Annotated in this window: 13 protein-coding genes and 1 riboswitch; of the genes, 10 read left to right on the plus strand and 3 right to left on the minus strand. The window is 42.7% G+C overall.

Going from position 1 to position 12,765, the window contains the following annotated elements; all coding sequences use genetic code 11:
- Positions 1–306: 306 nt before the first annotated feature.
- Both F9802_RS03125 and nhaC read left to right on the plus strand, forming a co-directional pair.
- Positions 307–1,536 (plus strand): thiamine pyrophosphate-dependent enzyme, encoded by a 1,230-nt coding sequence (locus tag F9802_RS03125; protein ID WP_152149642.1) that lies wholly within the window; start codon positions 307–309, stop codon positions 1,534–1,536.
- 55 nt (positions 1,537–1,591) lie between these two features.
- The gene (gene nhaC, locus F9802_RS03130) at positions 1,592–3,010 is read left to right on the plus strand and encodes a Na+/H+ antiporter NhaC (protein ID WP_225435177.1); all 1,419 of its coding nucleotides are present in this window, start codon (positions 1,592–1,594) and stop codon (positions 3,008–3,010) included.
- Between the two features lie 138 nt (positions 3,011–3,148).
- Here nhaC and F9802_RS03135 read toward each other — a convergent pair whose 3' ends face one another.
- The 3 genes from F9802_RS03135 to csaA form a co-directional block, all read right to left on the minus strand.
- Complete coding sequence (locus tag F9802_RS03135) at positions 3,149–3,271, minus strand: DUF4023 family protein (RefSeq protein ID WP_152149788.1); 123 nt, start codon at positions 3,269–3,271, stop codon at positions 3,149–3,151.
- Between the two features lie 179 nt (positions 3,272–3,450).
- Positions 3,451–4,023, minus strand: coding sequence for a biotin transporter BioY (locus tag F9802_RS03140; RefSeq protein WP_152149643.1), 573 nt, complete (start codon positions 4,021–4,023; stop codon positions 3,451–3,453).
- A 206-nt stretch (positions 4,024–4,229) separates the two neighbouring features.
- On the minus strand, positions 4,230–4,559 hold the full coding sequence (gene csaA / locus F9802_RS03145; RefSeq protein WP_152149644.1) for a chaperone CsaA: 330 nt from the start codon (positions 4,557–4,559) through the stop codon (positions 4,230–4,232).
- Positions 4,560–4,789: 230 nt separating this feature from the next.
- Between csaA and F9802_RS03150 the strand changes: the two genes are divergently transcribed.
- The 8 genes from F9802_RS03150 to F9802_RS03185 all read left to right on the plus strand — a co-directional run bounded on the left by F9802_RS03150 (position 4,790) and on the right by F9802_RS03185 (position 12,765).
- Positions 4,790–5,134, plus strand: coding sequence for a DUF3889 domain-containing protein (locus tag F9802_RS03150; protein WP_152149645.1), 345 nt, complete (start codon positions 4,790–4,792; stop codon positions 5,132–5,134).
- A 349-nt stretch (positions 5,135–5,483) separates the two neighbouring features.
- The gene (locus F9802_RS03155) at positions 5,484–6,902 is read left to right on the plus strand and encodes a DHA2 family efflux MFS transporter permease subunit (RefSeq protein ID WP_152149646.1); all 1,419 of its coding nucleotides are present in this window, start codon (positions 5,484–5,486) and stop codon (positions 6,900–6,902) included.
- 29 nt (positions 6,903–6,931) lie between these two features.
- A complete protein-coding gene (locus tag F9802_RS03160; RefSeq protein ID WP_152149647.1) occupies positions 6,932–7,792 on the plus strand; it encodes a GHMP family kinase ATP-binding protein in 861 nt (286 codons plus the stop codon).
- 104 nt (positions 7,793–7,896) lie between these two features.
- A riboswitch (cobalamin riboswitch) is annotated at positions 7,897–8,087 on the plus strand.
- Positions 8,088–8,423: 336 nt separating this feature from the next.
- Entirely contained in the window at positions 8,424–8,813 is a 390-nt protein-coding gene (locus tag F9802_RS03165) for a (2Fe-2S) ferredoxin domain-containing protein (protein ID WP_152149648.1), read from the plus strand.
- Between the two features lie 7 nt (positions 8,814–8,820).
- Positions 8,821–10,413 (plus strand): precorrin-3B C(17)-methyltransferase, encoded by a 1,593-nt coding sequence (gene cobJ, locus F9802_RS03170; protein ID WP_152149649.1) that lies wholly within the window; start codon positions 8,821–8,823, stop codon positions 10,411–10,413.
- Between the two features lie 15 nt (positions 10,414–10,428).
- Positions 10,429–11,340 carry a sirohydrochlorin chelatase gene (locus F9802_RS03175; RefSeq protein ID WP_152149650.1) on the plus strand — a complete coding sequence of 304 codons (912 nt, stop codon included), beginning with the start codon at positions 10,429–10,431 and terminating at the stop codon, positions 11,338–11,340.
- Positions 11,337–12,128 carry a precorrin-6A reductase gene (cobK, locus tag F9802_RS03180; RefSeq protein WP_152149651.1) on the plus strand — a complete coding sequence of 264 codons (792 nt, stop codon included), beginning with the start codon at positions 11,337–11,339 and terminating at the stop codon, positions 12,126–12,128. Before F9802_RS03175 ends, cobK begins: the two co-directional genes overlap by 4 nt.
- On the plus strand, positions 12,118–12,765 hold the full coding sequence (locus F9802_RS03185; RefSeq protein WP_152149652.1) for a precorrin-8X methylmutase: 648 nt from the start codon (positions 12,118–12,120) through the stop codon (positions 12,763–12,765). The genes cobK and F9802_RS03185 overlap by 11 nt, the downstream gene beginning before the upstream one ends.

Below are 12,765 nucleotides of genomic sequence, written 5' to 3' on the forward strand. Positions count from 1 at the left end.
TATTTCGCTTCACTAGCATTGCATAAATATAATTAGAATTCTCAGTTAATAGACTTCCGTGAAATTAAGCCAAAAAGACAAAAGCTAAAGAAGGAGGTGTTGTCTTTTGGTTAAAAATATACAATTAGATTAAGGCAATAACGATAAAGGCTAGCTTACGGACTGGACCGATCGTCAAACTTCGCAAGGGAAAGTAACAAGTTTAAAGGAAGAGAGGCTTTCCAGGAGGTTGATTTTGCTGCTTTCTTTAGTCATTTATGCAAGTGGACGGTAGAGATTGATCGTGTTGAACGGATTCCGGAACTCTTGCATCGGGCTTTTCATATCGCACGGTCAGGTCGGCCGGGGCCAGTTGTTGTTTCGTTACCTCATGATATGTTAGAAGATACAGCATTATTTTTAGAACAAAAACCTTATGAAGCCGCACCGCTGATTCCAAATGAAGAGTCACTGGATGAAGCGTTAATGGAAATTTCTAAATCAAGAAAGCCCGTACTCATTGTCGGCGGTGGGATAACACAGTCCAAATCGACTCAGCTTTTAATTCAATTTGCCGAGGCTTTGCAGCTTCCAGTTCTTACTTCTTACCGGCGCATGGATGCATTCCCAAATAAGCACCCATGCTATGCAGGGTGCTTAGGGTTTGGCACTCCCTCTAATCTGCTTGACTACATCCAAAATGCTGATTTAGTGATAGCGCTTGGCACACGTTTTTCTCAAGTGACGACACAAGATTATAGTCTTTTGGCCGACAATGCTCGTCTCATTCATGTTGATATCTCGCCAGACGAAATCGGAAAAGTGTATACTCCAACTCTTCCAATTTTAGCGGATGTAAAACAATTTTTATTAAAAGCGCTTGAAAAAATGACGGAAATAAAAGATGCGGAAAGGGAGGAACTGCTTACAGAACTGCATTCCAATTATATAGAATTTTCTACTACAAAGGCAGATTATTCTACGGATTATGTTGATATGGATGGCATGATGCATGATCTAGTGCAATCACTTCCGGAGGATGCCGTGATTACAAGTGATTCCGGCAATTTCTTTGGCTGGGTGTCTCGCTATTACCGTTTCGTTCAAGAAAATACGTATGTAGGGTCCACTTCAGGAGCGATGGGCTATGGTTTGCCTGCTGCGATCGGGGCAAAATTAGCTCATCCTCGAAAAGCGGTCATTTCTATTTCTGGCGATGGTGGGTATACGATGACAATGCAAGAGCTTGAGACCGCTGTCAGGGAGAATATTCCAGTAGTTACCATTGTAGCGAACAACAATATGTATGGAACGATTCGCATGCACCAAGAGAAGCACTTTCCGAATCGTGTGGTTGGAACGAGTTTATCGAACCCTAATTTTGCTAAAATGGCTATGCTCGTCGGGGCTCACGGGGAACAAGTAGCGAAGAATGAAGACTTTATCCCTGCACTTGAAAGAGCCTTGTCGAGCGGTCGTCCTGCCGTGATTGAAGTACTTACGAATCCTAAAATTTTGTCCGCCGGTCAAATAAAAGAAAGTTGTTTCAAACTATAGGGTAGTGCTGCACCTTTTAGGTTTTCCATTCTAGTAAATAAAAGGGGGAAGAACGTTGAGGGAACTATCCGTGATGAAGGCTACTACATTATTGCTTGTTTCGATTGTCGTTATCTTTGGGGGGTTACTCGTTGTTAAAGCTCCTTCAACTATGGTGCTTGTCGCTGCAGGAATAACGGTTATCGTTCTATCCCTATTGTGGGGAATTAAATGGGATGACATCGAAAAGGATATTTTCGAAACCTTACGAAAGATGCTGCTTCCTATTTTAATCTTACTGGCTGTAGGAATCTTGATTGGTGCCTGGATGTTATCCGGAACGATCCCAGTTATTATTTATTATGGTTTATTGTTGTTGAAACCATCGATATTTTTACTCGTAGTTACCCTTGCTTGTACGTTAATGTCTTTAATGACGGGCACTTCCTGGGGGACGATTGGAACGGTTGGTGTTGCGTGTATGGGCGTTGCGATCGGACTCGGAATTCCCCCTTACTATGCCGCCGGAGCAATTGTAACAGGAGCTTTTTTTGGTGATAAGCTGTCACCACTTTCTGATACAACGATTATGGCAGCAGCTTTTACAGAGGTAAATCTTGTTGAACACATTAAACATTTGTTATATACGACTATACCTGGTTTTGTTATTTCTCTCGTTCTTTATGCAGTCTTAGGTTTCCAGTTACACGGACAAGCTAACAACAGCGAAGATATCAATACAATTCTGTCTACATTGGAGTCTCATTTTTACTTGAATCCGATTCTTTTGCTGCCTCCTATTATCGTGTTGGTCTTAATTTATAAGCAGAAACCTACGTTACCTGTCTTTGGAATTGGCATTTTACTCGGTTGTGTGTTAGCAATGGTCTTTCAAGGGAGCACTTTGCTAGAAGTAGCTAATACTCTGAATGGTGGTTTTTCAGCTAACACAAATGTGAAAGCAGTTGATGAAATGCTGCAACAAGGTGGACTATCGAGTATGTATAGCACATTGGGGATATTATTTGCCGCAGCTATCTTTGGTTCACCTATGAGAACTGCCGGTGTGATTCAGGTAATCTTGAATAAAATCACAGAATTGGCCAAGACCGGAAAAGCGATGATGACTTCCTGCCTAACGCTGCACAGTCTCTTTTTTATCATAACAGGTAGTTTTTATGTATCATTTTCTGTATTAGGGCCAATGCTTGCACCATTATATGATAAATATGGCCTCCATAGAAAAAATTTAGGAAGAACACTTGAAGATACTGGATCAGCTTTTTCCCCGGCCGTTCCTTGGGGAATAACAGGTGCTTTTGTCGCAAGCACGCTGAATGTTCCAACAGGTCAATTTATCCTCTATGCTCCCGTCATTTATCTTGGAGTAGTGTTTGCCCTTATTTATATTTTTACAGGGTACGGCATTGCTAAAGCTGATCCAGGGCAAATGAATAATGAAGTGAAAAGCGAAAAGGTGGAAGCGACCCTGTAAAAGAAGAGGAGAGACAAATAAATAAGTGTGAGGATAGAAAGAGCTAAGATAAGGATTAAATGAAGAGAGGCAGAAGGCTATCTCAAACATAAAGAAGGAACACCTCCAACTATTGAATCCTGGAGGTGTTTCTTCTTGTTATTTATGCGTTTTATTCGGCTTTTTCTTGCCAGGATTTCCATGGCCATGAAGTTGTTTGTTTTTTTCTTGTTTTTGTTGTTGCTCCTGTAATTTTTCTACAAAGTCCTCTGAGTTTACCATGAATTCACCTTCCTCAATCATAGTGTAGTTCCCATGTTAATATAACCATTTGATGTGAAATTATGAATTAAGAATATTAACAACTAATTAAAACACCGTCCGAATGATCGGACGGTGTTACGTGCGTCTATATATCTTTTTCGATGACAAAACAAATGAAAAGTAACATCTTTTGATAATTAAGCAGGATGTTTTTGAGAAGACTGCGGCAACAGGCGGACAGACGCCAATCGCTTGCGGACTTGAATGCCAATCCAGGCGGCGAGGAGCGCTTTTACTATTCCGCCGATAATAAATGGGACAAATCCTGCAGCGAATGCTTCAGGCCAAGAAAGTTCAGCGATGACTTTCAACCAGGCAGTGCCGAAAGATAAATTGATGATCATTCCGATTAGATTGGCAACAAAGGCGTGCCGTATGTTTGCTGCTGTTTTCTCGATATACCACCCGATAAAAAAGGCAGAAAAAACAAAACTGACAATATAGCCGCCAGTCGGTCCGAAGATCACACCCATGCCGCCAGTCATGCCTGAAAAAACAGGCAGGCCAACCGCGCCAATTAACATATATAAAAGGGCGGACAATGTACCATACCTTGCACCGAGAATGGTGGCAGCTAAACCGATAGCCAACGTTTGCCCTGTTATAGGGACTAAAGGCAATGGAATCGTCACTTGAGCAAGGATGCCGATGATGGCAGCGAAAACAGCTGCTGTCAGCATCATTCTAAGCTTTTCATGCTGAGTATTCATTTGATCTCCTCCAAACAATCGTTCAATTTATCTATGTGTTAACTTCATTGTAAATAGAGGTAACTATTCTTGTCAACTTCATTTTTTTTGTTAAAAACAAGTCTCTGTTAAGCATTAGTGTTGATACGTCATAAAAAGAAAAGGACCAATTTTTTCGGTCCTTTTCTAAGCTCTTTCTAGCGCCATCATTAAGTTACTCTCATGCTCTAGGAGACTGGTGTACCATTTTTAACAGGTTCATCTGGTTTTAAAAGTACCACATCATCTTCTCCTGGAACACCACCGATTACTAATACTTCAGATTTAAAACCTGCGATACGCCTGGCAGGAAAGTTCACTACCGCAATAACTTGCCGTCCAATAAGTTGTTCTGGTTCATATCTTCGCGTAATTTGAGCCGAAGAACGTTTAATACCCATCTCCCCAAAATCAATTTCTAATTTAATTGCTGGTTTTCGTGCTTGTGGAAATGATTCTGCTGTAATTACGGTGCCAACTCGGATATCCAACTTCAAAAAATCCTCAATAGTTGCCATGATTATTACCTCCAATCTTTTCCATACCTTTTAATTTTACAATATCATTTTGATAAATTAAAGGGTATTAAACACCCCTGACCTGTTAGTCACACAACAAAAGCGATGCCTTATTCAAGCATCGCTCATTTTAAATTATTTGCTTCTAATAGGGGAACTTAGGGAAAAGGAGGTGTACAAACGAATAATATTGAGGAGCTTACGAAAGCTAACACAAAAAGGATGTTAAAATGAAAAGATTATTACTTAGTTTATTGTATTGCATCCTATTGATTTCTGGGAATTTAGCTTCCATCCGATTCAGCACAAGTAATATGGTTAAGGCAGAAAATGAAAGTCCGCCTTATGTAAAATGGGGAAAGCTTGCTATGCAAAAAACGAAAGAAAAATACCCAAATGCGAAAATCATTGATTATCTTCACGTCGGTACACATAAAGGAGCAAAATCTTCAATAGAAACATTTAAACTATGGTTAAAAGGGGACGACGAAGAATTTGGTGTCTTTGTAGAAATTGAATATGATACTAAAACAGAACAAGTAATAGATATTACCTTCAAAGAAGTCCTTAAATAACTGGTACAGAATAAAAAAACTGTACCAGTTATTCTTGAACTAACCTGACTCTTTAGCAGAATAAAAAGGGTTGCCGCAACAATCTCCACTCTTAAACTCAAGCACCCATTAAAGCAGAAAATCAACAACATTCTTTAACAAAGCCAAGGTCAACCTAATATTATCTGATTTCAATATGTGCAAAATTCAAATAATATATTAAAAATTAACTAGCAAACAAGGCAAATCAAACTTATTCAATTGGAATGGTAATCAAAAAGTATTATAATAAAGTGTTATAAATGACGGCTCGATATAGTTAATAGTTGAACCGAATAAAGCACCGCAATTTATTTTTGGAGATGAAAACATGCAACAGGCACAAAAAGAAGCGGGACCGTTTTGGACAGTCATATTTGCTGTTTTTTTCGGAAACTTCCTCGCCGTATTAAGTACAACGACGATTAACGTCGCTCTGCCCGTATTTATGAAAGATTTTTCAGCAGATCTATCCACCGTACAGTGGACAGTAACCGGCTTTATGCTGGCAATGGGAGCGGTTGCGCCAACGGCCGGTTTTTTCGGGGGACGCTTAAGTTATAAAAAACTTTATATGATTGCTTTGGCTGGATTTACTTTCTTTTCAATCCTTTGCGCCTCCGCTTGGAACATAGAATCTCTTATTCTCTTTCGCATTTTGCAAGGAGTATTCAGCGGCGCGATTATGCCGGCTACGATGACGATTGTTTATCAGTCCATTGCCAAGGATAAGCTGGCATTTGCCATTAGCTTATGGAGTTTATCTGCCGTACTTGCTCCTGCTCTCGGGCCTACAGCAGCCGGCGTGCTGATCGACCAGTTCAGCTGGCAGGCCGTCTTTTTAATTAATGTCCCTATTGGACTTGCGGCTATTTGGGCTGTCATCAAGTTCATACCGGCAGGGGAAATGAAAAAAGACCTTCCTTTTGATTTTTTAGGATTTGTCAGTGTCATCATTGCAAGTGCTTCCTTGCTCATTGTCTTCAGCGAAGGATACGGCTGGGGATGGACGAGCATGAAAACAATTGGTCTTTTCTTCCTAGGTTCCGTAACATTTGTCTACTTTATCCAGCGTGAATTAAAAGTAAAAGAACCGCTGTTGAACTTTCGTGTGTTGAACTATTCTAGGTATACATACAGTCTCATTTTGAATTCTGTTTTGTCTGTGAGCCTTTATTCCGGCGCTTTTTTAACCCCGGTCTTTATTCAATCCGTGCAAGGAGCATCAGCATTGGAAACAGGACTCATTATGCTGCCGGGCTCCTTATTAATGGCGCTCATGACGCCGGTTGTCGGTAAAGTGTATAACGCTGTCGGCCCGGTCCGGCTGATTTTCACCGGATTGTTAATTATGGGAATCGGTACTTTCATGATGGGGCGGCTTACCGTCGATATTTCTCACGGCTATGTGGCTTTTTGGATGGCGATCCGCTATCTCGGCATTGCATTATGCAATATGCCAATCACGAATGCTGGTATGACGGCTGTACCTCCGCAAGATGCTGGATACGCCTCAGCCATTAATAATTGGATTCGCCAAGGAATGGCATCTTTCTCCATTGGAATATTTGCGGCTATTCTTGCTGCAAGAACAGCCTTTCATGAATTAGAGATCAAAGGAACGGGAATAGAGGCCAAAGCGGCAGCAATGAGCATTAATGATGTGTACATTGTGTCACTTTTCCCGATTATCCTCGCTTTGCCTTTAACGCTTCTTTTAATAAAAGAAAAAAAGCGGGCTGAAACTTGATAGTTGTTTATTAAAGAGGTGAGAGTGTTGTGAAAAAAGGAACAGGCAGCTGCTTTGGTACATTCGGAGAACTAGCCCAAGGGGAAATGGACGGGCATCCTTTTTTATTTACTTTGCCTGTGCCATTAAAAAGCCAGGCAGTTTTTGTCCCCGATCGCTTTGCCGGCGTCAGGAGCCGCTCCTCTAAGAGTAAAATAATACGAGCAGCTGAACTTGCGTTAGCAAAGCTAGGAAAGAAAACGGGCGGCTGCTTGTATATTTCTTCGCAAATTCCAGTCAGCAAAGGAATGGCAAGCAGCTCTGCTGATATTACTGCCGCTGTGCGGGCCGTTGCTTCCAGTTTTGGCACACATTTCACCGGGGCCGATATTTCTTCCATCGCAGCAGCAATTGAGCCGACAGATGGGGTCATGTATGAAGGGATCAATGCGCTGAATCAGAAAAACGGCGAGCTTCTTCAATCATATTTTCGCCTGCCGGAGTTGTTTCTCATCGGCTACGACAGTGGCGGCATATTAAATACGCATGATTATTATTTAATGAAAAGAGAGTATTCGGCAGCTGAGAAAGCAGAGATGCAGCTCGTATATGATCAAATGCATCATGGGCTGATCTCAGGAAATACAGCTGATATTTTGCTGGCAGCGACAAAAAGCGCGGTTATCAATGATCGCTTTTTTCCGAAGCCATTTTTTTCATTGTTTACCGAAATCGCCAGCCAGTTTGAAGCAGGAGTCGTCGTTGGCCACAGCGGCACAGTTATCGGGCTGCTGTTGGATAAAAACGATCTTTTTCTACCGAAAAAAGTGAAGGAAATTAAACGGATGATCCAGCTGGAAACAGGCTGGACACCTATCATTACCGGAACTATTTTAGATGGGGAAAAGTGAATAAAAATAGTTAAGTTAAAAATTCTCTTGTCAAATGAAGGAGGAACCTGCTACTCTTATAGCAGTGTTAGAAACACTGTAAAATTAGGCGAATGTACATAATAATTGAATAATAAGAAGAAAGTGTCTGAGATAATGTATCTCAGAATAATAGGGAAATCGGTGAAAATCCGATGCAGCCCCCGCTACTGTAAACGGTGATGAAATTGTCAAAAGCCACTGGTGTAACCGCCGGGAAGGGACAAGAGTAAAGCGATCCGTAAGCCAGGAGACCTGCTTTCTTCTTCGAACCATCATTCTTCGGAGGGAGGAACGGGATGACTGCATGGAACGGAGCCGGCATGTGCGGCTTATTAAACCGGTCCAACTTTATTTATGCATGAATGCTCAAATCCTTAACTTCTGTTGAAGTTAAGGATTTTTTTATTTTTTAGGAAACTACAAAATAATCGCATTTTAGATCACTTTGCAAATGGAGCGGGTTTACGTCCAGCTCCAGCGCCTAGCCCCTCGAGGTCAAATAACCTTTCCTCAATGAATTCAAAAAGCGGACTTCTTTGAGGAAAGAACATTTGCTTGTCGGGGCTGATCAAGGCGCTTGCGCATTTATTTTTGAAAAGGAGTGGGAAGCATGGCGACTTGGAATTTAACAGAGATGAAACATCATGTATTAATTTGCAACGGTTCAAGCTGCATGAGAAAAGGTGGAGAAGAAGTAACGCAGGCGATTCGTAATGAAATAAAAAATCGGGAGCTAGATATTAATGTCCATACGACGAGAACGAGATGCAATGGACGCTGCAAAGATGCTTGCGTTGTTATCGTTTATCCGGAAGGCACTTGGTATCACGAAGTGGATGAGACATTGGCAGAAAAAATCGTCGCCTCTCACCTAGAAAAAGGCGAGCCGCTTGAAGAAGCCATCACCTACACATATAACGGCATAGGTATGCAACTGAAAAACGATCGTGAACTGGGAGTGGCGAAAGACAAAGAAAAACAAAAAGCAGTGAAGGCATAAGGGGGCAATGAAAGTGACGGGGAAACTATTGATTGTCGGCTTCGGGCCGGGAAGCGCTGAACATATTACAGAACGGGCGAAAGAAGCGTTAAAGGAAAGCGACAGCATCATCGGCTATAAAACATATGTGGACTTAATTGCTGATTTTATTGAGGGGAAAGAAATTATTAGCACCGGCATGTCAGAGGAAGTCAGCAGGGCGCAGGCAGCGGTGAAATTTGCTGAGCAAGGAAAAAAAGTAGCTGTTATTTCAAGCGGAGATGCCGGTGTGTATGGCATGGCAGGACTTGTGTATGAAGTGCTCGTTGAACAAGGCTGGAAAGAAGAAAGCGGAGTAAAAGTAGAGATCATTCCTGGGATTTCAGCGATCAATTCATGCGCGTCTCTTCTCGGGGCTCCTGTGATGCATGATGCTTGTACGATCAGTTTGAGCGACCATTTAACCCCATGGGATTTAATCGCGAGGCGTATAGATGCCGCCGGGGCTGCTGATTTTGTGATCGCTTTGTACAATCCGAAGAGCGGCCGGCGGACGAGACAAATTGTTGAAGCACAGCGGATTTTATTAAAACACCGTTCACCGGATACTCCGGTTGGTCTCGTTAAAAGCGCGTACCGGGAAAGAGAACAAGTCGTCATGACAAATTTACAGGAAATGCTTGACCACGAAATCGGCATGCTGACGACAGTAATCATTGGGAATTCAACAACGTTTATGTATGACAACAAAATGATTACGCCGAGGGGTTACCAGCGAAAGTACACGTTGTCATCCGAAAAGCAGCCGCTTAAGCCTCATGAACGGCTGAAGCCGAAAAATGAGCCGTGGGCGCTGCATGAAGGAAAAGAAGAGAAAACAGACTTGTATAAAGTGGGCATGAAAGCACTGCAATTGCTTGATGGAAAAAAAACAACAGACAGTCAAGAATCTCCATTTAAGCAAAAAATCGAATCTATTTTTGAAGTGGCCGTTAGTCCAGGGGTCGCTAATAAAATGTTTTCAGCCGATCAGCTGCTCACTCTATCAGCGGCAGTAGGAGAAAAAGGGGCCATTGAATATACGCCGCACCATCAAATGATCTTGCGCGTGCCGACAGAAAGTCCGGACGTGCTGACTACTAAACTGCAGAAAGCGGGCTTTTTGCTGTCAGCGATTGGTGATGTCGCAACAGTAAAAGCATGCGACTTTTGCGATGGCGAAAAGAAGGACGCCATTCCTTACGCTGAACAGCTGCATGAACGGTTTGACGGGCTCGATATGCCGAAAGAATTGAAGATCGGCTTAAATGGTTGCGGAATGGCCTGCTACGGAGCGGTGAATGATGATATCGGCATTGTTTTCCGAAGAGGTAAATTTGATTTGTTTTTAGGGGCAAAAACGGTCGGCAGAACGGCCCACGCTGGGCAGCCGGTGGCCGAAGGAATCGAACCGGAAGCGCTTGTCCCGCTGCTTGAAAATATTATTGCTGAATATAAAGAAAAAGGTCATCCGAACGAACGACTCTTTAAATACTTTAAGCGCGTGAAAAAAATTCAACACTTTGATTACCGTGACATGGAACCAAAAATAAACTTAGAACCTGCACCGTGCGGGGATTAAAGGAGTAGACGAATAATGAAAGCCATTCTTTTTGTCGGCCACGGAAGCCGAGACCCGGAAGGAAACGAACAAATTAGGCAATTTATCGAAAAGCTAACACCGGAACTTGAACACAATATTATCTATGAAACTTGTTTTTTAGAGTTTGAAAAGCCCGATATTGCGAAAGGCATTGAGACGTGTGTGGCGAAAGGAGCAACATCTGTTGCCCTTATTCCATTGATGCTGCTTCCGGCCGGCCATTCCAAAATCCATATTCCTCATGAAATAGACGAAGCAAAGGAGAAGTACCCGGCGGTGCAATTTACATACGGCAAGCCGATCGGTATTCATTACGAAGCTGTTGAAATTTGTAAAAATCGGATTTTGGAAACGGGTGAGTATGAAGAGAACTCAGAGGAGAACACAGCCGTTATCCTACTTGGACGCGGCGGCAGTGATGCAGATGCCAACAGCGATTTGTTTAAAATTACCCGCCTGCTGTGGGAAAAACTGCGGGTGCCGATTATTGAAACGGCATTTATCGGTGTTACTTCTCCAAGTTTGGAAGAAACCGTGGAAAAAGCAGTAAAGCTCGGTGCAAAGAAAGTGATTATTCTCCCTTATTTTCTATTTACAGGCATTTTAATTAAGCGGCTCGAAAAAATGACCGCGCAATTTCAGGAGGCTTATCCGGGAATCCCATTTTCACTCGCGGACTACTTTGGCTTTCACCCTAAGTTAAAAACGGTGATTAAAGACCGGGTGGAAGAAGCGCTGCAAGGCGAGGTATACATGAACTGTGACACATGCCAGTACAGGTTTGAAGCGATGGAGCATATTGATCACCATCATCACCATGACCACGACCATGATCATCACCACGACCACCATCATGATCACAAACATAGCCATGAAGAAGAAAGCGAGGCGGCGACGGTCAAATGATTTTCTTTTTAGCCGGAACGAGCGATGCGAGGGAACTGGCGGTCACACTGCAAGAAGAAGGGTATCCGCTCATTGCTTCTGTCGTGACAGAAAATGCAGTCAATGAACTGAAAAAAGCAAATATTGACTCTTTTGCGGGACGTATGGATGCTCGGCACATGTGTGAATTTGTGACAGAAAAACAAGCGGCAGCTGTCGTCGACGCGAGTCATCCATTTGCAGAAGAAGCATCAAAAAATGCAATGGAAGCGGCGAAATTGGCTGGTGTGCCCTACATCCGCTTTGAAAGAAAAGAACAAAATTTTGAAAAATCACCGTTCATTACATACGTATCTTCATATGAAGCAGCTGCAGAAAAAGCAGCCGAAGTGAAAGGAACGGTGATGCTGACAACAGGGAGCAAAACGCTCGCTGTGTTTACCGAAAAGTTGCTGCCGATGCCAGACATCCGTTTGATTGCCCGCATGCTTCCGAGAAAAGACAATATGGAGAAATGCGAGCAGCTCGGCTTGCCGCAAAAAAATATCGTTGCCATCCAAGGACCGTTCACGAAAGCATTTGATAAAGCACTTTACGAGCAATATGAAGTAACGTGTATGGTCACGAAAGCAAGCGGGGAACGCGGGTCAGTCGATCAAAAAATGGAAGCGGCGAAAGAACTCGGCATTGAAACGATCGTGATTGAACGTCCAGAAATTAACTATGAAAACCGCTGCTCAAGCTTTGATGAAGTATTAGCTCAACTAAATAAATTAGACATTCAAGGAGGAGTACGAAGTGGACTTTAAAACAGAATTCAAACCGGAAACAGTTCAGCCAATGGAAATTGAAGGGCTCAGCTTTGACATTATTACAGAAGAATTTGGCCCACATACTTTGACAGAAAAAGAATACAAAGTCGTGCAGCGCGTCGTACATGCATCGGCTGATTTTGAACTCGGCAAAAGCATGCTGTTTCATCCAGATGCCATTCAATCGGGCATTCAAGCAATAAAAAATGGGGAACGGGTCATTTGTGATGTGCAAATGGTGCAGTCGGGCGTCAGCAAGCCGCGAATCGAAAAGTTCGGCGGCAGCATCCATGTCTATATTTCTGATGACGACGTCATGGCAGAAGCGAAAAAGTTAAATACAACGAGAGCGATCATCTCGATGCGCAAAGCAGTGAAAGAAGCTGATGGCGGCATTTATGCGATTGGCAATGCACCGACTGCTCTCTTGGAATTGATCCGTCTCGTTAAAGAAGGAATAGCGAAGCCGAGCCTTGTCATCGGCCTTCCGGTAGGTTTTGTGTCCGCCGCTGAATCAAAAGAAGAACTGGCCAAGCTCGATATTCCTTATATTACGAACATCGGACGAAAAGGCGGAAGTACAGTGACCGTTGCCGCATTAAATGCTTTATCACTGCTTGCGGAAAAAGAATAA

The organism is Bacillus aerolatus (assembly GCF_009183655.1).
Taxonomy (GTDB): domain Bacteria; phylum Bacillota; class Bacilli; order Bacillales; family Domibacillaceae; genus Pseudobacillus; species Pseudobacillus aerolatus.

Bases quoted from the DNA above. Each gene is read 5' to 3' on its own strand.
- F9802_RS03135 (WP_152149788.1), bottom strand. From the start codon at position 3,271: ATGGTAAACTCAGAGGACTTTGTAGAAAAATTACAGGAGCAACAACAA.
- csaA (WP_152149644.1), bottom strand. From the start codon at position 4,559: ATGGCAACTATTGAGGATTTTTTGAAGTTGGATATCCGAGTTGGCACC.
- cobJ (WP_152149649.1), top strand. From the start codon at position 8,821: ATGAAAGTGACGGGGAAACTATTGATTGTCGGCTTCGGGCCGGGAAGC.
- F9802_RS03155 (WP_152149646.1), top strand. From the start codon at position 5,484: ATGCAACAGGCACAAAAAGAAGCGGGACCGTTTTGGACAGTCATATTT.
- F9802_RS03175 (WP_152149650.1), top strand. From the start codon at position 10,429: ATGAAAGCCATTCTTTTTGTCGGCCACGGAAGCCGAGACCCGGAAGGA.
- F9802_RS03150 (WP_152149645.1), top strand. From the start codon at position 4,790: ATGAAAAGATTATTACTTAGTTTATTGTATTGCATCCTATTGATTTCT.
- F9802_RS03165 (WP_152149648.1), top strand. From the start codon at position 8,424: ATGGCGACTTGGAATTTAACAGAGATGAAACATCATGTATTAATTTGC.
- cobK (WP_152149651.1), top strand. From the start codon at position 11,337: ATGATTTTCTTTTTAGCCGGAACGAGCGATGCGAGGGAACTGGCGGTC.
- F9802_RS03140 (WP_152149643.1), bottom strand. From the start codon at position 4,023: ATGAATACTCAGCATGAAAAGCTTAGAATGATGCTGACAGCAGCTGTT.